Origin of the sequence: Fodinicurvata fenggangensis DSM 21160 (genome assembly GCF_000686045.1) — a bacterium.
GTDB classification, from domain to species: Bacteria; Pseudomonadota; Alphaproteobacteria; order Kiloniellales; family DSM-21159; genus Fodinicurvata; species Fodinicurvata fenggangensis.
This window is the reverse complement of the sequence record NZ_JMLV01000005.1, coordinates 162807-183855: the sequence shown is the minus strand read 5'-3', so window position 1 is coordinate 183855 and position 21049 is coordinate 162807. Positions and strand designations below refer to the sequence as shown.

The 21049-nt window shown below is 60.5% G+C and carries 3 protein-coding genes; all 3 read right to left on the bottom strand.

The window, feature by feature from the left end:
- Window positions 1–39 precede the first annotated feature (39 nt).
- The 3 genes from BP38_RS0109580 to BP38_RS0109570 are packed head-to-tail and all read right to left on the bottom strand — an operon-like array spanning window position 40 to window position 20924.
- The gene (locus tag BP38_RS0109580) at window positions 40–3540 is read right to left on the bottom strand and encodes an alpha/beta fold hydrolase (protein ID WP_026987550.1); all 3501 of its coding nucleotides are present in this window, start codon (window positions 3538–3540) and stop codon (window positions 40–42) included.
- Complete coding sequence (locus tag BP38_RS19960) at window positions 3541–19116, bottom strand: non-ribosomal peptide synthetase (RefSeq protein ID WP_035724503.1); 15576 nt, start codon at window positions 19114–19116, stop codon at window positions 3541–3543.
- Window positions 19116–20924 (bottom strand): condensation domain-containing protein, encoded by a 1809-nt coding sequence (locus BP38_RS0109570; protein WP_035724501.1) that lies wholly within the window; start codon window positions 20922–20924, stop codon window positions 19116–19118. Before BP38_RS0109570 ends, BP38_RS19960 begins: the two co-directional genes overlap by 1 nt.
- Window positions 20925–21049 lie beyond the last annotated feature (125 nt).

The window sequence follows — 21049 nt, the reverse complement described above, 5'->3', positions numbered from 1 at the left end:
CGGGAATGGCCAGACAAGCCCCCTGCCCCGCCCTGATGGTCAGTCTTGCATCAATTGTTCACGGATAGAGGCTGCGACATTGGCTATGTCCGGATCGAACATGATTGATCCATGGGTTCCCGGAACCCATTCCAGCCTCACATTCTCACCCGCGAATTGTTGCCAGCCGTTGTAGTCATCCCCCTCGATGCCGGGTGCAGACCGGCTTACAGTCAACGGGCGGATCAGCAGCACATCGATATCCTCCAGCTTCGGCGGGATGTAATGGACTGCCGCAAGGGCGTTGTTCTGAAAAACGGCCAGCAGACGCCGGATCACGCCGCGATCGGCATCCTTGGGCAGAAGCTCCGAATCCTTGGCGCGTTCAAGCAGAAGATCAATGCGCTTTTCCGGCGTCAGTGGCCTGAGCTCGCTTGCTTCGACAAGGCCAAGTTCGGCAAACATGTCGGCAAGGTATTCGGCCTCATCCTTGCGCAGAATCTCGCGGACGGCGTCAGGCACCGCAACAGCATCGAACAGGAAAACCCCGGCCACCTTTATGCCGGCCTGCTGCAGACGATAGGCAGCCTCGTATGCCAGCAATCCGCCGAAACTCCACCCCGCAAGGAGAATCGGTCCCTCCGGGATGGCTTGACGGATATAGGGCATATAGGCCGCAACCATTTCCTCCACCGTGGGGTGGAGGGTCTGGCCTTCCTCAAGACCATAAGCCTCGACCATGTAGATGGGTTGGTCCGGTCCCAGTTCGCGCGCCAGTGCCTGATAACAGAGAATGTTTCCACCGACCGGATGGAAACAGACCATCGGAACAGCCGTTCCCTTTGAATTGACCGTCACAAGCGGACTTTTCGCAGTTTGCGCCGTTCTTCTTTCCGATATGCGCGCAGAAAGCCTGGCGACGCTTGAACAGCTGAACAGGTCACTGAGCGGAATCTTCACACCTGTCTCGCGCGTGAGCTTGGAAAGAAACTGCACGGCCAGAACGCTATGGCCGCCCAGCTCGAAGAAATCCGCATCGGCGTCGTCGACTGTACGATCGAGAACATCGCCCATCAGACCGGCAACCTGTCTCTCCAAGGCGTTCGCCAAAGGTCTCGCCGGCCTTGATTTTCCCTCTGGGGAAGAACCTTCCGGCATCGGCAGTTTCGCGTAATCGACCTTCCCGTTGGCGGTCAGCGGGATATCCTCGACGAGGATGAAATGGCTGGGTACCATATAGGCTGGCAACGCCTGTTCGAGTTGGGCGCGACAGGCCGAAACGTCGAACCCGGCTTCCGTGACGAGATAGGCCAGGATATCGGGGCTGCGGCCACTGTCCGCCTCTCGCAATTTGACACTCGCCCTGCGCACCAGGGGGTGCCTGCTGAGTGCAGTCTCGATCTCACCCAGCTCAAGCCGGTTGCCCCGCACCTTGACCTGCCTGTCTTCGCGGCCGACGAAGACGATCTCTCCATCGCTGCGCCGTCGGCCGATATCCCCACTGCGATACCAGCGGCTGCCGTCTGGACGGGTAATGAAGCGCGCTTGGGTCTCAGCGTCTTCGTCCAGGTATCCGCGCGCAACGCCGGCACCACCGATGCGGATTTCACCCGGCACGCCATCGGGCAAGAGATTGCCTTGATCGTCACAGATATCGAGTGCCACGCCCTGGATCGCCCTGCCAATCGGCGGCGACAGAATCTGCCTGAAATTGTGCGCCGTCATGACATATTGGGCGGCCGAAACACAGCATTCCGTCGGCCCATAAGCATTGATCAGTTTGCTGTCGCTGTGGCCCGGGATGGCGAAGAAGCGTTCCACCAGATCGCTCGAAACGGCCTCGCCCCCCAGCACGACCATGCGGGCGCCGCAGCGCTGACGACTTTCCTCCCAGTAATCGAGCAACAGCAGGAACAGGCTGGGCGTGGCATCGAGCTGGTCGATCTCGTGATCCTCGATGAAACGATGCAGAGCCTCTGGATCGCTGCGGGTTTCGAAACCCGGAATATGCAGGCTGTGACCATTCAGGATGGCGGCAAAGATCTGGACCACCGAACCGTCAAAGGCAAACGGCGCGACACAGGTCAAGTTGAGGCAGGCACTCGGTTCGCTCCGCCCAATGAGCGCAAGCTGTGTATCCAGGACGGACTGGGCCAGATTGACGACCGAGCCATGCTCGATCATCACCCCTTTCGGATTGCCGGTCGTGCCACTGGTGAACAAAACATAGGCCAGATCACTGGCAGCCGTTTCCCTCGCGGGTCCATCCTGGCTGAAGACTTCCAGTTGCCTGCCGGCGTAGCGCCGTTTCTGAGCAGGCCTTGCCTCGATGCTGCTATCGGTTGTGAGAAGGAAGTCGAAGGCATAGGGGGCTGGATCAAAACCAGGTGCGTCGATTGCCGATCGCCGGGATAGAAAGCCGCCCCGCTCGGCAAGCCAGTCCTGCAGGAAGGCCTCGGGCACGAACAGGTCCTCAAGGAAATCGAGGCGAGTCTCATATCCCTTTCCGGCATTTTCGCGCGCAAAGGCCGCCAGGTCAGCCAGGTAGTCATAGCGCCGATCGGCATCCCAGACATTGCCAAGGTAAATCGCGCCACCGGGCGCCAGAAGCCGGGCGACCTTCTCGAGAACCTGACGCAGATAGCCAAAACCCGGGAAATTCTCGATCACGCTGTTGAGGATAACCAGATCGAAGGACCCCGGTTCGAAAACATCCACATCGTGGGCGGCAAGCTGGCGGCCCATCACATGGGTCAGGCCGGATTCGATCGCCAGGGTTTCAGTCCGTTCGACATTGCGCCGCGAGATATCGGTTGCAACATAGCGTCCAACCAGCGGTGCCACATGCCGCATCGTAACGCCCGAGGCACAGCCGATCTCGAGCACTCGGGACTCCTCCGACACGAGGCCATCCACCTTGCTGCGCGCATTGGCACCAAAGGCCTCCATGACATCCGGGGAAATCTGCTGTCCCGTAAAGGCGCTCTTCCAGCCGCCGGCAAGAATATTGTCGGCATCGTCACCGGCAAGATGATCCCAAAGCTCGCTCGACATCAGCGATCCGGGCGTCTCCGATATCGCATCGATGTCCTCATGGTCCAGGCAGAGAATGTGATCGAGTGATTCGCAGCGCCATTGCAACTGGTGCAGATCCCCGACATGGGCCCTGTCTGCCAGGACCAGGGGAATGCCAGCTTTCCGTACAATGGAAACACGCCGGATCAACGGCGCATTGGAATCGAGCGGCACAAAGGCATGGCCAGCCTTGAGGACACCAAGTATGGCGATGATATAGTGCCGGGTCCGCCCGGTCATGACACCGATCAACGCCTCTTCGCCGAGGTCTAGCTCCTCGATGAAACGGGCGATCCGGTTGCTTTCGTGATCCAGTTCGCGATAGGTCAGCTTGCCGACTTCATCCTGCACGGCAACACGCTCGGGATGACCTGCGACGGTCTCCGCAAAACGCTCAACGATACTGCCGATCGTTGCATCCGTCTTGGTTGCCGCCTCTGCGGACGAGACGTCAAGGTCGTCAAATTCGAAATCGGCAATCTTCATTCAACTGTCCCTGCGGGAATTTTCAGCTGCCGCGCTGGCGAACTTGTTCAGGAAGGTCAACCAGCGTTGCATGGTTTCGGCATCGAACAGGTCGGTATCATATTCCAGCGTAAAGCGGGCCTGATCCGCCTCTTCGGTCAGGAAGAGTATAAGGTCGTGCTTGGCCGTGGTGTTGTCGACGAAGCTGTCCAGGTTTCTTGGCAGGAATCCCTCCTGGTCGTTGCGCAGCACTGGCAATCCAGTGTCCTCGTCAACACGGGCAAGCGCCTCGAAGCGTTGGTACTCGAAGACGACATTCACAAGCGGCTGGCGGTTGGAATTGCGTTTCGGCGCCACGGCACGAACCAGCGCATCAAAGGGATAGTCCTGACGGTCAAGGGCGCCCGTGATGTTCTGATGAACCGCGTCGATCAAGGCGTCCAGATCCGTTTCCGCGTCAAGCTGGACACGGATCGGCAAGACGTTCACGAAGAACCCGATCAGCCCTTCCGTCTCGGTCTTCTCGCGTCCCGCGACCCCCATCCCGATGACCATGTCGTCCTGCCGCGTCAGGCGATAGAGCAGGACTGAAAAGAGGGCCAGGCCAACGGCCGAAAGCGTCGTGTTATGGGCGCGGGCCAAGGCATGCAGGCCGCGCAAGACATCGGGGTCGAGCATCAGATGCGCATGCGCACCACGATAGGACTGGATCTCCGGCGCCTGCCGGTCCGTCGGCAGGGTGATCTGCTCGGGCGCGCCTTTCAGCTTCTCGCGCCAGTAATCGGCAGCCTCGGACCAGTCCTGTTCAGCTTGCCAGTGGGCAAAGTCCTTGTAGGTAATGGGCAGCGGCGCAAGCGCCGGCTCTTCATCGCGCTGGGCTGCTTGATAGAGCGCGCCGAGCTCGCGCAAGAGGATGCGCGACGACCAGCCGTCCCCCACGATATGGTGGGTGACCAGGACCAGGAGGTGCTCGTCCGGCCCGACCTTGATCAGACGCGCGCGTATCAGGGGCGGACGGTCCAGTGCGACCGGCGTTGCCGCCTCTTCGCGGGTCAGGCGCAGTGCCTCCCGGACGGGATCAGCCATATCCGAAACATCGGTGAAGGCAACATCTGGCGGTGTCGTCGGGTGAATGCGCTGCGTGATGACGCCGTCATGCTCGTTGAAAGCGGTCCGCAAGGATTCATGGCGATCGATCAGGTGCCGAAGAGCGGTTTGCAGGACATCGGGATCCAGCACTCCACCGCAGCGTAAAGCAAACAGCATCCCATAGGCGCCACTGTTGGCATCCATTTGCGAGAGCAGGTACAGCCGCTTCTGCGCATGGCTTGCCGGATAGTCATCCATCAACGGAGCCTTGGGGATGATGCCGCTTTCGCCAACTCTCCCCGCTTCGCCCAAACCGTCGATATGACGGGCCAATGCGGCCACAGTCGGGTTGGCAAAGAAATCTGCCATGCTGATACGCTTCCCGCTGCGATCGGCGAGCCGATTGACGATCCGGATGGCCATCAGGCTGTGACCGCCAAGGACGGCAAAGCTGGCATCCCGGCCATTGATTTCGGTTTCGAAGACCTCGCTGAAAACCTCGGCGACAAGTCGCTCGGTCGGTGTAAGAGGAGTTGTATCCGCGCCTGCGCCCTGCGTATCGACCGGGACCTGATTCAGCACTCTGTCCAGCAAGGCCTTACGATCGACCTTGCCGTTCTCCGTGATCGGAATGTCGTCGATCAGGTACCATTTCGTCGGCAGCATATAGGCTGGCAGGCGTTGACCAAGCCAGGCCTGCAGCGAGCTCAGGTCACTGTCCGAGATCGCTTCCGCTTCATCGCCGTTCTGGATACAAGCAATAATCTCGCCGCCGTTCACGCCATCGCGATGGAACAGGGCCACGGCATTCTTGGCCGACGGCGCCTGTCGGAGCTGGTGTTCGATTTCATCGAGTTCGATGCGGAATCCGCGCAGCTTGATCTGGTTGTCCCGCCGCCCTCCAAACTCGATCCGGCCATCCCGTGTCCAGCGTGCAAGGTCGCCCGTGCGGTAAAGGCGTGCCCCGGGTCGATCGGGATCGGGCACGAAACGCTCTGCGGTCAACTCCGGCTGGCGCCAGTACTCCCGCGCCAACCTCTCTCCTCCGATCTGCAGCTCACCCCAGACACCGATCGGCGCGCGCAATCCCCGCGCATCGCGGATGACGGTCCTGGTATGCGCGATTGGCCGGCCGATAATGGTGCATTCCGTTTCCTCGCTCAGATCGGAGGGCAGGATAGGCGTCACGACAGCGAAGGTCGTGCTTTCGGTCGGACCATAACCGTTCATCAGCCTGGTATCCGGACAGGAGTCCATGAAGGTTCGCGCATGCGACTTGCTGATGCTGTCGCCCCCGATCATCAGAACCTTCAGTCCGGAGAGGCTTGCCGGATCGTGGTCGACCTGGCGATTGAACAGGCCGACAGACATGAACATCTTGCTGACGGCGAAACGGCTCAAGGCCGCTCCGAAAGCCGTTGGATCGAGCAGCGTATGGCGATCGATCACGGCCACCTCGGCACCCCGCAGAAGCGTTGTCCAGATTTCGAATGTCGCGGCATCGAATGAAAGTGGCCCGGCTTGTGCCACCACGTCACCGGGTGCGATTCCGGCGTAGTCCTCACCCACTGCCAGGTGCAGTACGGCGCCCTGCTCGATCAAGACCCCCTTTGGGGTTCCGGTCGAACCGGAGGTGTACATCAGGTAGGCGGGCGCCGTTTGCGGATCCTTCAATAGGGGAAGCTCGAAACCGCCATCATCGGAGGGGATTTCGGCGATCTGCCGCACTTGCGCAACCTGCTCCGCGGTGTCCGCAAGTGCGGCCTTGCCCTCATCGTCAACAAGCACAATGGACGCCCCACTGTCCTGCAGAATGAACCGGTTGCGCTCTGCTGGATAAGCGGGGTCGAGGGGTACATATCCGGCGCCGATTGCGGCGATCCCCAGTGTGGCGGCGACGGCCTGTCGGCCACGCTCTATATGCAGGGCAACGAAATCGCCCTGCTTGACGCCAGCCTCTGTTAGATGACGGGCAATGGCGCGCGCCTCGGCCATAAGCTGGCTGTAAGTCCAGGCGCCCGTGGCATCGCGCACGGCACAGCGCTCCGGTGAGCTGCGTGCGTTTGCCGCGAACAAGGCAAACAGGTTGGTGTCCTCAGGGACATGCGTACTGGGACCCGTTTCCCAATCACGCAGAAGCCCGCTCTGGTTGTCGGGAAGCAGATCGATGGACCCGACCTGCTGTGCATCGGAACGGATCAGGCGTTGCAGGGTGGTGGAGAACACCTGGCCGAGCTGTTCGATCCGCGCTCGATCGAACAGATCCGCATAGTAATCGAATGTGATGGCCATCCTCTCGGGGAGGTCACGCACGAAGATACCGATGTCGTTCTTGCTGTGGTGCCGATCAAGACTGATCACCTGGGGCACGACATCGCCTCTGTCCGACTGAGGATTGGCCGTGTGATAGTTCATGTAGGACAGCGTTACTTCCGACAGCAGGGTCCGGTCCGGGGCGGCTGGCGGAGAGAGGTCTTCCAGAAGCTGGTCGAGAAAATAGGCACGATGGCGCAGAGCATGGCCATGATGGTCCTGCATGCGCGCCAGCAGGTCCTTTACGGTCTGTGTTCCGTTGACCTGCATGCGCAAGGGCAACAAGGAAACCATCATGCCGGCCACATCATTGAAACCGGCGGCGTCCCGGCCGTCTACCGGCACGCTGATGACAAGATCCTCTGTCTCGGCAATACGCGACAGGACAAGGAACCATGTCGAGAGGACCAGGGTGAACATCGTCACCCGCTGATCCGCCGCAAAGCTCCGTGCCTCGGCCAACAGGCCCGCATCCAGTTCGAACCCGGAAATCTCTCCCTTGAAGGTGTGATAGGCCGGACGACGGCGATCGGAGGGGAGGTCGAGCTTGGGAAGAGAGTCGGCATAAAGCGATTGCCAATAGCTCTTCGCTGCCGCAAGGCGCTCCCGATTTTCCTCCTTGTGGCTCCACCAGGCATAATCGCGCAACTGGTATCTAAGCGGGGCGAGTTCCTCTCCCCAATAAAGGGCAAAGAGTTCACCGAGCAATCGCTCGACGGTAAAGCCATCCGCCAGTATGTGATGGATATCGAAAAACAGGGCAGTTTTCCCGGACGGGTCACTCAGGATACGCCAGCGCACCGGGATTTGGTTTTCCAGATCGAACGGCTCCACCAGTTTGGGACAGGCATCCTCAAATGGTTCGCGGACCGGATCGACGGGCAAATCGCGCATCGCCCGCGCAGCAGGCAAGATGTCCATCTGCCAGGTATCGCCTTCGGGAATGATCCGGGTCCGCAGGATTTCATGGCGCTCCGTCAGGGCTCTGATGGAGGCCCGCAAGCGATCGATGTCGAACGTCTCATCAAGCACGAAGGCATGGGGCAGATTGAAGGCCGTCTCCATATTGCCCTTTTGTGCGGCGTTCATCACCGACAATTGCTCCAGTGCAAGCGGATAATACGGCAAATCCGGTGCACGGCGCGGGTCGCGTTCTTCTCGCTGGACCTCCCTGGGGTTTGCAAGGGGTGCCGCCGCCGGTGCCTCCTTTGCGTCCGCCGGTATCTCCTCTCCGGTGGCCGACCTGCCGACGGATTGCATCGACAGCTTTTCACGCAGCTCCGCAACGCTTGAATGCTCGAACAGGTCGGTCAGGCTGACCTCGTAGCCCAGTTCATTGGCGATGCGATCGGTGATCTGCATACCCGTGATGGAATCGCCGCCCAGAGCATAGAAATCATCCTCCGGAGCGACCGCATCGTATCCCAGGGTTTGGGCCCAGATTTCACTGAGCGCCCTCTCAAGATCGATGGCCTGGTCATCGCCAGCCCCGGAAGATTCGGCTGCTGCCCCCTCTTCCCTGTCTTCTCCAACGCGCTCACGCGCTGCAAGTGCGGCAAGAGCCGAAACAGTAGACTCCGTGAAAAGGTCGGAAAGGGTCAGGGATAGCGACAGCTCGCTGTTGATCTGGTCGATGATCTGCATGCCGGAAATGGAATCCCCGCCAAGCGCAAAGAAATCATCGTCCCGATCGACGGACTCATATCCAAGCGTTTCCGCCCAGATCGTCGCAATGCGGCCTTTGACATTCCGTTCAACGGCTGCCGAGGGCGCAATTTCCGATGAAACAGTATGCGATCCCGATTCATGAGCGGCTTCTGCTGCCTCCTGCAGGAGGCTGGGATCAAGCATGGTCAGCTGAGCAACCGAACTGCCGAGTGCCGTCTGCCACAGCTTGACGGCCTCCGTCGGACGTACCCAGGCCCCTTCATGCAGTGTCACGTTGTTGCGCGCGGCCATGCCCTGCTCACTGAGCGCGCACCAGTCAATCGTCAGGGCTGGCAAGCCTTGGCCCCTGCGGTACTGGGCAAATCCATCCAGGAACGCGTTTGCTGCGCAATAGGCTGTCTGGCCCGGCGCACCGACAATTGCTGTCAGGCTGCCGAACATCACGAAAGCCTGAAGCGGATCATTGCGGGTCAGTCGGTCAAGGTTCACAACACCAGTGACCTTAGCCGAGAGCACCTCATCGAACTGAGCCCTGTTACGCAGAGCCAGAAACCCACCATCGGCGATACCGGCTGCGTGCACCACCGCGGTTATGGGACCCAGTTCAACGCGAACCCGGTCAAGCGTTTCACCAAGCGCAGCACTATCGGCAACATCACAGGAGAACAGGGACAGCTCGATCCCCTTGTCCCGCAGTCTTTCAAGCTCACGCCGGGTTTCTTCGTCCAGGGCCGTTTCATCACGCCGGCCGAGCAGGGACAGGTGCAGCTTGCCGCCCACGGCCATTTCCTCGGCCAGCGCCATGGCAAAGCCGCCCGTCCCGCCGGTCACAATGCAAACCCCGTGGTCCGGCCAAGGGGCCGTATTGCTGAGGTCGGCAGCATCGAGCGGCAGAAGTTTGCGGACACAGCGCTGCCCATCGCGGTAGACGGAAACCGGATCCTGTGAAGGCTTGAGTGAGAATTCGGCGCCCAGACAATCCTGGACCGCCTCAGGTGCCATGTCGGCATAGCTTATCTCAAGCCGCGGTTCCTCGTGTGCAACGGCGAGAACAACCCCCGCAGCGGCGGTTTGATCGGGAGAAATGGCGACAGCATCCCCATCCAGCTGGAATCCGCCGCACCCCAGGGTGACCAGTCGCAATCCCCCGTTCATGTTGCGCAGGATGGCACGCAGCGCTTCGGCCGTGCGGCCTGCAGAGTCCGAACCGGGCTTCAGGGCCAGCACGGCATATGACACAGCGGACAGACTCGTGCGATTCAGATCATCGGGATGCAGGCGCTGGCAGGCCGCCGGCACAGGCCAGAAATCTCCATCGGTGATAAACAGGCACCCGGCCGGGATGTCCTGCCGTGTCACAGGTGTGGACTGCCATTGCGTCTTCAGTGGCTCTGGAGAACCGGGCTTGTCCGCGCTTCCCGCCCTGTCAAACCGGATACCGGCAAGCGTCAGCACAGGCACGTGGCTATCTGCATCGAACAGCGTCACATCAAACTTGCCGGAAGATTGACGCTGACCGCACGCAAATAGCTCTGCACCGGCCTGCCCATGAACCGTGATCTGATCCACAGCGGACGGCAGCGCGCCAAGGGGCTCGTCCACCAGCGCGATGCTGCATGCTGAATCGGCAAGCGCTGGATGGAACAGCCAGTCCTCAAGGTCGGCGTGAAACCTGTCGTCCAGGCGAAGATGCTTGATTGCAGACGTTCTTTCAGGATTGCAATGCAGTGATAAATTGCAGTTCCAGCGATCGCTCAATGCCACGGGTCCGTACTGCCCCGTGAAATCCTCAAGTGGGACCGGGACCGTGGCACTGGCACGAACGGACGCCAGATCAGGACCGTTGCCAGTGGGTACAGGGCCGTCCCTGTTCCACTTTGCACTGGCAAAGACGCGCCACTTCCCATTCTTGAGTCGCCCGGCCATTTCAACCTGGCCATCATTGAAAATGCTGAGCGTGACCTTGCCGTCGGGCACGGCACTCTCGACCAGAGGATGGTGCCAGGTCAGATCGGCAATCTGCACCGGCCGATGATTGGCGTCGAGTTGCTGGGTCGCCCGGGCCATCAGGGCGGGCACCGCCATGCCGACAAGTGTCGGATGGTCATTCAGCCTGTGTTCGCTGACCGGCCAGAAGGCAGGATCGCCGATGGCAATGCTGAAGCTCTGTGCCGTTGCTGTCTCCAAGGGGCCCTGCAACAGAGAGGTCGCCGTTTGCGCTCCGGCCTCGAAGTCCGGCTTGCAGGCCTTCTTCACGAAGGGGGCAGACGGCAGGGACAGGCGTTGCGCCTTCCGGCTGTCGGGCCAACTGAGCGGTGCTCCGTCAAGATAGCGGAGGACATGCTCTTGTGCTTCCGCCGCAGTGTCCGCACAGGCTGCGATTGCCTCCTCTGCGCCCGGATTATTTGCCAGGCTTGCCTGCCGAACGCCAGCACCCAACTCGGCAAGCTGCGTCAGCAATTCCTCGCGAGTCTGCACAGCGGTGGCAAAGCGATGTTTCAGGCCATCGCGGCCCGTGGCGAGGGTGAAAGCGATATCACGCACGGCAAGGCTGCTGTCCCCCAAAATACGATGATGCAGCTTCCTGGCATAGTCACGTAAGGCCGCATCGCTGCCGGCCGAAAGCGCAACGACATAGATCACGCTTGCATCGCCGGGCGCATCCCCTGGCTCGGCGACGACCGGCGGCGCTTCCACCACCAGGTGCGCATTGATTCCGCTCAGGCCAAAGGAACTGACCCCCGCGCGCCGTGCCTGGCCACGATCGGGAAGTTTTTCCAGTCCTTTGGGAACGCGCACCGAAGCACGCTCGAAATCGATCTTGGGATTGGGGCTTTCGAAGTAAGGCTGCGGCGGCGCGTGATCGTGGCGGAGTGCCAGGATAGCCCGGGCAAGGCCAAGCGCCCCCGCGGCACCGTCCAGATGACCGTAATTTCCCTTTCCCGAGCCGATAAAGGCCGCTCCAGGCACCCGGTCACTCCCCTCGAGGGCTCTGGCCAAGCCATCTATCTCGATCGGATCTCCAAGTGAAGTGCCCGTTCCATGTGCCTCGAAATAGGAAAACCTCGAAAGATCGATATCGGCCGAGCTTGCCGCCTGGCGAATGACCTCGGCCTGCATGGCAGGGTTGGGCGCGGAAGCGCCGCTTGATGCGCCGTCTTGATTGACCGCGCTGCCGCGAATGACGGCATGGATGTGATCGCCAGCCTCCATGGCAGCACTCAAGGGCTTCAGGACGAAGATCGCACTGCCCTCGCCCACACCGGTGCCATCGGCCTCTGCATCGAAAGCGCGGGTGCGCGCGGTCGAGGAGTCGATGGCAAAGCCGGTATCGGCATCGGGCGGATAGACGAGCAGCTTCGCCCCGCCGGCCAGGGCAACCTTGCTGCTGCCGTCACGCAAACTCCGGCAGGCGTGGTGGATTGCAACCAGCGAAGAAGAGCAGGCCGTATCGATCACACTGGCCGGACCCTGCCAGTCTTTCAGGAAGGACAGGCGCGTAACGATATTGGACGGGACATTGAGGGCAAAGGCCTGCTCGGCCTTGCCAGCCGCGATCTGCTCCATCGCAAGCCGCCAGGCCGGATTGGCGCCGCCACCGGCGAACACACCCACTCTCTGGCTGCGCAACGCATCGCCACCGTAACCGGCGTCCTCCAGCGCCATCAGGGCCGTTTCCAGGAAGAGCCGCTGCTCGGGGTCCAGCAAGCTGGCATCCATCGGCGCCATGCGAAAACGCTGGGCGTCGAAATCGTAGATGCTCTCAAGATAGGCCGCTTCGCGGAAACGCTGTGGAGCCCTCATGCCGATGGCGGTGAAGAAGGCCCGCGTTTCCGCTTCACGCGATTGCGGAAGCGGGCGGACATGATCCCGTCCGGCTGAGATATCCCGCCAGAAGCTCTCGATATCTTCTGCCCCGGCAAGCTGGACCGCCATGCCGATCACGGCAATCGGTTCGTCAATGGCCAGACTCGGCTCGGCCGCAGGCGCCCGGGCGGCCGTCTTCGGTTCCGACGCCTGCTCCACAAGCAACTCAGCCTGGCGTGCAATCGACGGATTGGCAAAGAGATCGGCAATCCGAAGCTTCCCGGGCCAGCGCGCATCGATCTTCTCGAACAGGCGCAACAGAAGAAGCGAGTTCCCGCCCACATCGAAGAACCCATCCGCACGTGCCGGCGTGACATCCGGCAGCACTTCCTGCCAGAGCTGTGCGAGTTGCGCTTCAAGCAGGCCTGTTTGCGGAGCACTGTCCGCGGCCGGTGCTGCCTTGGCTTCTGCCGCTTCTGCTGCGGCCCCCTTCGAGGTCGCCCCCTTTGTCGCCGCCCCCTTTGTTGCCGCCAGGGGTTTACCGGCAAGCGCCTTGCGATCGACCTTGCCACTGCTGGTCAGCGGCAGGTGCTCCAGGACAAAGAAACGGGCGGGAATCATGTATTCCGGCAAGTGGCCGCGCAGATAGTCGCGCAATTCCAAGGGGGAAAGGTCGTCCCGGCTCAGGATGAAGGCATGCAATTCGTCCAGGCCGCCGACCTTGACGGGCTTGACCGGCGCCCGTTCAAGGGAGGGGTGACTCTCAAGTGCGGCCTCGACCTCGCCGCATTCGATGCGGAATCCGCGGATCTTGACCTGATGGTCGATACGGCCGAGGTACTCGATCGTCCCATCTCGGCGCCAGCGCCCCAGATCGCCGGTTCGATAGAGGCGCTGGCCGGGAGTGCGTGGATCGTCCGGAAACTTCTCTGCAGTCAATTCGGGACGGTTGCGATAGCCCTCCGCAATTTGCACGCCACCCAGGACAATTTCACCGGTCACACCTATTGGCAGGGGCTTCAAGCCCTCTGTCAGGATCTGGGCCGTTGTATTGGCGATCGGCTTGCCAATGGGGACGACGTTTCCGGGCATGCAGGGCGAGCAGGCCTGCCAGGTCACATCGACTGTCGCCTCTGTCGGACCATAGAGATTGTGCAACTCCGTGCCGAACCTGTCGTACAGAAGGCTGTTGAAACGCTCGACAAGCGGGGCATCGAGGGCTTCACCGCTGGCAAAGACGCGCCTGAGGCTGGAAAGCTTGTCGATATCGACCATGCCGCTTTCGATGGCGAACAGGAAGGTCGCAAGCATCGATGGCACGAAGTGCAGGGTCGTGACGCCGTTCTCGCAGATCGTCTCGGCAAGCTGCTGCGGATCGCGTTCAGCCCCCAAGGGCGGCAGGACAAGTTTCGCACCGGTCCACGACCACCAGAAGAGCTCCCAGACCGACACGTCAAAGGTGATCGGTGTCTTCTGCAGAATGACGTCTTCCGGTCCAATCGGGAAGGCGTCCTGCATCCACAGGATGCGGTTCAGCACTCCCCGATGGGCGATCTCGACACCCTTGGGGCGCCCTGTCGAACCGGATGTAAACAGTACATAGGCAAGATCGTCAGGCTCACCGGCAAGCGCGGGAATGTCGGCATCCTCGCTGCCATCGACCACAAGGGTCTGGCCTTCATCGAACAGACTCTCCAGGTCAGCCGTGGTGATCACCAGCCCGTTACCGAGATCCTCCAGCATGTCTCGGCGGCGCTGTTCGGGATGATCTGGATCAAGCGGGCTGTAGGCAGCGCCGGCCAGGAGAATGCCATGGATGGCGGCCAGCATGTCGATTGACCGCCGCAGCGCCACGGCAACCACATCACCCGGCTTGACCGACCTGGCGGCCAGTTCTGCAGCAATTCCCGAGGCGCGCCGGGCGAACTGCCTATAGGTCAGGCTTTCCAGCTCGTCCGAGACCGCGACGGCATCCGGAGTCTCCCGGACCTGATCCAGGAACGGCTCGGGAATGCTGCGCTCGATCGGCAAGTCTCGCGCGGTCGCGTTGAACCGCTCGATCAAGGTCCTTTCGGACTCCGGCATCATGGCCAGGCGCGCAACCGGAGTTTCGTCCGCAGCCGAGAGTGCCGTACGGCACAGGGTATTCAGACGGCCGACAAGAGCCTCAATGGTTTCGCGGTCGAACAGATCGCTATCAAACTCGATCTGACCCTGCAGACGTTCGTGACGACGCCAGAAATAGAAACCCAGATCGAACTTGGCGAAGGGGAACTCGGTTTCAACCAGCGAGAGATCTGCTTCCCCAAGCTTGCCCAGCTCCGGAATGCCGTCCTGCCAGGCAACCAGCACGTCAAAAAGCGGATTGCGGGAAAGCTCGCGCGGTGCGTTGACCGCGTTCACGATTTCCTCGAACGGCACCGCCTGATCGGACAGCGCATCCATGATCGTCTTGCTGGTGGCGGCAAGATGATCCGCAAAGCGCATCTCGGGATCGACCGTCTGGCGGACCAGGACCGTGTTGACGAAAAACCCGATGACGTTATCAAGTGCCCCCTGCTCGCGGCCGGCAACCAGCATTCCCAATGGGATGTCGTTCTGTCCGCAATGACGATGGAGCAGAAGCTGCACCAGGGCCGTCAGGATGCTGAAGGCGGTCGTGCCGTGACGCTCTGCCGTTTCCTCGATCAGTCGCGTCGAGTCCGCATCGAAGTCGAAATCGTGGAAGCCTCCGGCAAATCGCCGTTCCGCGCTGCGGGGTCGGTCCGTTGGCAGGTCGAGCGGCTCGGGAAGCGGTGTCAGGCGCTCTTTCCAGCGCGCAAGCGCGGCCTGGCCATCCGGACCTTTCAGGAAATCATGCTGCCAGCTTGCAAAGTCTTCATAGTGGCGCTCGAGCTCAGGGAGATCTGGTGCCTGGCCTGTGCTTTCAGCTTCGTACAATGCTGCCATTTCCTGCAGCAGGATCGGCATGGACCAGCCATCGCAGATCGCATGATGCAACGAGATCATCAGCCAGTGGCGCTCGGGGGCCAGGGCAATCAGATCGGCACGGGCCATCGGCGCATCATCGAGATCGAACGGCCGGGCCGCTTCGCTTGCGATGAAGTTGCGCGCCGATTCCTCATCCATGCGATGGCGGCGCAAGGTCCAGGAGCCGCCGGGCGCTAGATACTGACTGACACCGTCCGGATGACCGGAATCGCTTCTGAAGCGCAGGCGCAGCGCATGTTGACGGTCTTCCAGTGTATGAAGCGCGCGTTGCAGGACATCGGCATCAATCGGGCCATCGATCTGGAGCGTGGCCGGAACCGAATAAACGGCAAGATCCGGCTGCATACGCTGCAGAACCCAAAGCCGGGCCTGGCCGCTTGATAGCGGGAAGTGATCTCTCTCTGCCTTGGGCAAATTGCCGGTCCCTGTGACGCCCTTTTGGCGGTCCACCAGTGCCGCAATATTCGCAACCGTGCGCGCAGCAAAGAGATCCTGAATCCTGGGGCGGAAACCGGCTTCCTTCTCGATCAGGCCGGCAAGCCGCATGGCGATCAGGCTGTGCCCGCCAAGGGCGAAGAAGTCGGAGGCCGGCGTGATCTCGTCACCGGCAAACAGGTTTTGAAACAGGGCGATGACAAGCCCTTCCGACGGGCTCGACCTGGAGGCCGGCTGTTCGGACTGTGCTTCAGCGCTTGCGATCGTTGAATGCAGGGATTTGCGATCCACCTTGCCACTGGCGTTCACCGGCAAATGATCCAGAACCACCACGCGTTCTGGAATCATGTAATCGGGAAGATCGCGTGAAACCGTGGCAATCCATTCATCGCGTCTGTCGTGATCGGCGGCAATCGCCGCACCAAGAAAGGTATCGGCCCCTGAGCCGAGCGGCATAACGCAAATACTGCGGATATCCTCCAGTTCGGAGAACTTCTGCTCTATCGCTTGAAGCTCGACCCGATGACCACGGATCTTAACCTGGCCATCGTCCCGTCCCCCAAATTCGATCGTGCCATCGACCCGCCAGCGTGCCCGGTCTCCGGTCTTGTAAAGCCGCGCTTCAGCAATGCTGCCAACCTGTACGAAGGACTTATCCGTGCGCTCGGAAGCCCCGCTGTATCCCAGCGCCAGGCCGTCACCCGCGGCATGAAGCTCACCCCAGCAATCGGTCGGAGCAATCTGCCCCCTGCTGTCGAGAATATAGGCCCGAGTGTTGCCGATCGGTCCGCCGATCGGGATAGTGCCGGAGGACAGATCGTCCGCGTTGATGCTGTGCGTGCAGGTGAAAGTGGTGTTCTCGGTTGGGCCATAGCCATTGATGAGCGTCAGATCCGGACAGGCCTGCATGACCTTCCTGACATGAATGGGGCTCAGCGCCTCGCCCCCAATCAGCAGACGTTCCAGCGGCGCAAAGCTTGCCGGTGCGTCATCGACAATCCGGTTGAACAGGCTGGCCGTCAGCCACATGGTCGTGACACCGCTCTTGCCGAGGGCAGCTTTGAGCGCGTTCGGCTCAAACAGCGTATCCTCGTCGACGACACGAAGCCGCCCGCCATTCAGCAGGGCAGCCCAGATCTCGAGTGTGGACGCGTCGAAACCAAGCGACGCGGCCTGTGCGATGACGTCGTCCTGTCCGAAGGACAGTGAGACATTGTTCAGCACCAGACGCGCCACCGCCCGGTTCGGCACCAGCACGCCCTTCGGCTTTCCCGTCGACCCCGAGGTGAACATGACATATGCCAGATCACGCCCGGACCGCTTTGCCGGGACGGCTTCGTAAGCCTTGCTGTCCCGGGCAATACCATCGCCTTTCGGAAGTCCTGCCAACTGGACCCTGCCTTCCAATTCGGACAAGCGATCACGCTCGTTCGAATCGCACAGCAATGTCCTTGCGCCGCACTCGGCCATGAGTTCGGCAATCGCCTTGGCCGGCAGCGATTTGTCGATGGGCAGATAGGCGGCCCCATGCCAAACCAGACCCAGAACCGCAATGATACTGTCCAGGCCGCGCGCGGCGGCAAGACCGACAATATCACCTGCCCTTACACTGTTTTCGTCCAGTTCAGCGGAAATTGCGGCCAGCCTGGCTCCGAGTTCGCGATAGGTAACCCGAGAGGTCCCATCATCGAGGGCCACCCGGTCTGCGGACTCCGGATTGTCGATCCGCTGGGCCAGCAATTCGCCAAGCCCGCGGTCTTGCGGATAATCCGACTGCGTCGCGTTGAACTCCGTTACCAGCAGGTGCTGTTCTTCTGCCGGCAGCAGTTCGATATCGCCAAGCGGTTGCTTTGGATCCCTGGCAAGGGCGCAGGAAAACGTAAGAAAGCGATCCGCAAAGCGCTTGACCCAGCCGGTACTGAACACCGCCGTTTGATGCTCGATCGCCAGATAGGTGCCGGATCTACACTTGACCAGCGCAATCAGCAGCGGGAACTTGCCGGCACCGACATCGATCTCATCGATATCCTCCACGTCTTCATGGATCTCGATGAGGCTGACAGCATCGAACGGCAGATCGACGGGACCCTGCGACTGCTTCGAGAGATCCTGGGTCAACCGCGAGAGCGGATAGTCCTGAACATCCATGATCGAGAGAATTTCGCGCCCGACCTGTTGTAGCAGAGCCTCAAAATCTGCATCCATATCAGGCGTAATGGCAATCGGCAGGACATTTGCAAAACATCCAAGCGCCTGCTGGCTGTCGCCATTCCCACGTCCGGAGAATGGCAGTCCGAGGCTGGCGGCCCCGTTTGCCTTGTGGCGCGCAATGACCGCAATGGAAAGCGCCGACCAGAGTGCTGTTTGGGTGGCTTTGCTTGCATGCTGCGCAAGTGTCTCCAGCGCTTCGGCCTGCTCCGATGTCAGGGCCCACAGCAGACGGTTGGCCTGGTTGTCTTCTCCAGCGAACGGATCGGATGGAAGGCCGGCCTCCAGCAGTTTCTCGTGCCGCTCCTCCCAGAATTCGGTGGCCTCTCTCCCACGCTTGCCGGCCAGTTCCTGATGAGCACGCTTTGACAAGCGCTCGGCACGGATCGCGGCCTGCGGTGTCCCGCCCGCCAACTCTTCAAGCAGTTCCTTGCGCAGCAGCGCAATGGATTGGCCATCGAAGCAGAGATGATCAACGACAACCCCCAGAAGGGGCGGGCACCCATTGCTGGCCTCGATATATCCGAATCGCACGAGCGGACCCGTTTGCAGGTCGAACAGCTCGACCTGCAACTCTTTGAATGCTGTGACCCGGGCAATCGGAATCGGCATTTGTTCATGCACACGCTGGAACAACTGTCCATCCTGCTCAACGAAGGTGGAGCGCAGCGCGTCATGCCGGGCAATGATGCATTCCAGTGCCTGTTTCAGGACCTCAAATTCGGTGTCGGCAGGCAGGCGGAAGCACGTGGCCATATGATAGTCGTCGCCAGGCGGCTGGTCGCGACGGGCAAGCCATTGCCCTTCGATAGCCGGATGAGCCGGAAAGCAGGCAATGATCCCGCCGGTTCCCGGATCGTTATGGGCAGATTTTGATCCCTCCGCCCCCTCGCGCAGAATCCCGATGATCTCGTGCTTTAAAGCGCGCGCCCGCAGCTTGAGATCTTCGTCAAACGCACCGCTTGGCGCATCGAAAACAAGGTCGTGTCCATTCTCGTGAAGCGACAGATGGATATCGCGCTCCGCCAGCGTTTCAAGCAGATCCAGCGCGTCCTGTCGTTGACGGATCGGACTTTCGATATTCATTACAGCGCCCCGTGTTCACGCTTGGGCGAGTCACTCAGTGTTGCTGCCCTCGACAGCTGTTCCACAGCTTCTTGAGGCCCGGTTTCCAGTACACCGGCCAGCCTGTTGGCAGGTTGCACCCCCTGCCCGGCTGATCTCATCAGGTGCCTTGCAAGCGCATTGATGGTGCGGTGTTCGAAAACCTCGACCGCCAAGATCTTTCGGCCGATCAGTTCGCTCAGCCTATACTGGGCACGCGGGACAAGAAGCGAATGCGCGCCGATCTCGAAAAGATCCGTATCGGCCGGAATGTCGTCGGTCTCGATGAGATCAACCCAGATCTTCTTGATTTTTTCCGCAAGTTGACGTTCGTGCAGCTTGTCGGTCGGGGGCAATTGTGAAGGCGGCATCATCGGCGGCTGTTCCTGCTCCCCCTCCCAGAGCAGACTATCGCCATCACTCAGATGCAGTTCGTCCAGATCCTCCGTCACAATTTCGGCAACGGCAGCGATGTCCTGTTCCGGATCGGTGATGACCGCATTGAGAAGACGACGGAAGCGCGCAGCAATCCCTTCAACAGTTTCGCGATCCAGCCGGCTGGCATTGTACTGCCAGATCAGTTCGGCTTCGTTCTCGCTCTCGCTGAGCGCCTGGACAAAATAGACGAGCCCCAAGTCATTAACCGGCGCGTTATAGATATTCATCCGCTTGGCCCTGACGCCATCGAAATCCAAGGGCGTCATGGAATCGAGACTGTTGAAGAAGGCCCCTCCCCCCGCCAGGCTCTTGGGCCCCAGGCGCTCCGCACGCATGCGAACCGGACCGAAGCGAATGTGCCGGACATCCCGGCGTGCACGGGTAAAGATATCCTTGGCCAGTTCGGAAAAGCTTTGATGCGTGCCCAGGTTGATGTCGAATGGCATGACACAGGAGAATGCCCCCGGCGTGTTGCGCTCATCCCGGCCAATCCGGTTAAGCAGCGACAGGGTCAGGATCGGATGGCTTTCCCCGGACATCCGAGCGAGCAGCACCGCAAATATCCCCATCATCAGCGAGGCCGGTGAGGTGCCGCATGTCCTGGCAGCCGCATTTATGGCATCCAGCTCGGCGTTGCTCAGGCTTTGCGGAAACTGTGTGTGTCGTGAGGCCATGGTGTCTGCACGTGCAGAAAAACGTGTGACCGTCCTGTCGTCTTTCAGGCGTTCCTTCCAATAGGCAAGCGCACGCTCGTAGGATTTGCCCTCGGAATAACGTGCATCCGATGTGATGAAATCGCGATAGGAGCGAAAAGAACATTCGGAAATGGCGTCACCTGAGCGAAGTGCGCGATAGATTTCCGAAACGCGGTCGGCCAATAGATGCCCGGCGAAACCGTCACAAACCAGATGGTGGTACACCCGGACCCACCAATAGCTTTCATCTCCCAGACGCAGCAGGCGGTGACGACAGAGGAAGCCCTTTTCCGGATCCAGCAGGTGTGTTCGGGTGGCATCGATTTCCCGGTAGGCAGCCGCCTCGGCATCATCGGAATAGCGAAGGTCAATCACACTGAAATCGGTCGGTCTGCACGCGGCGGCAAAGGACTGGGTAACCTCTCCATCTTCATTGGAAAAACGCAGCCGCAGGGCGTCGTTCTCACGATCTGCCTGCACAACGGCCCGCCATAGTGCATCTACATCAAGGCGACCATCGAAGGGGATGACATTGCAGATATTGTAGCTGGAGGGATCGCAGCCCTTGTTCCAATCCAGCCAGATACCCGCTTGAGGTGTTGTCAGATTGAATTTTTCACTCTCCTCCGCGTCGGCTACCCCCCTGGACTGCTGCACCTTATGCGCTTTCAATGCCTTGCCCTCAACAGCGAACTTTCACCAAGAGTCTTTCAATCCCTGCTTGTTTTTTGCGCAAGGTTTGCGTCTCAAATGTATTTGTGTGACAGACCCAAGAACAATTT

Bases quoted from the DNA above. Each gene is read 5' to 3' on its own strand.
- BP38_RS19960 (WP_035724503.1), bottom strand. From the start codon at position 19,116: ATGAATATCGAAAGTCCGATCCGTCAACGACAGGACGCGCTGGATCTG.
- BP38_RS0109580 (WP_026987550.1), bottom strand. From the start codon at position 3,540: ATGAAGATTGCCGATTTCGAATTTGACGACCTTGACGTCTCGTCCGCA.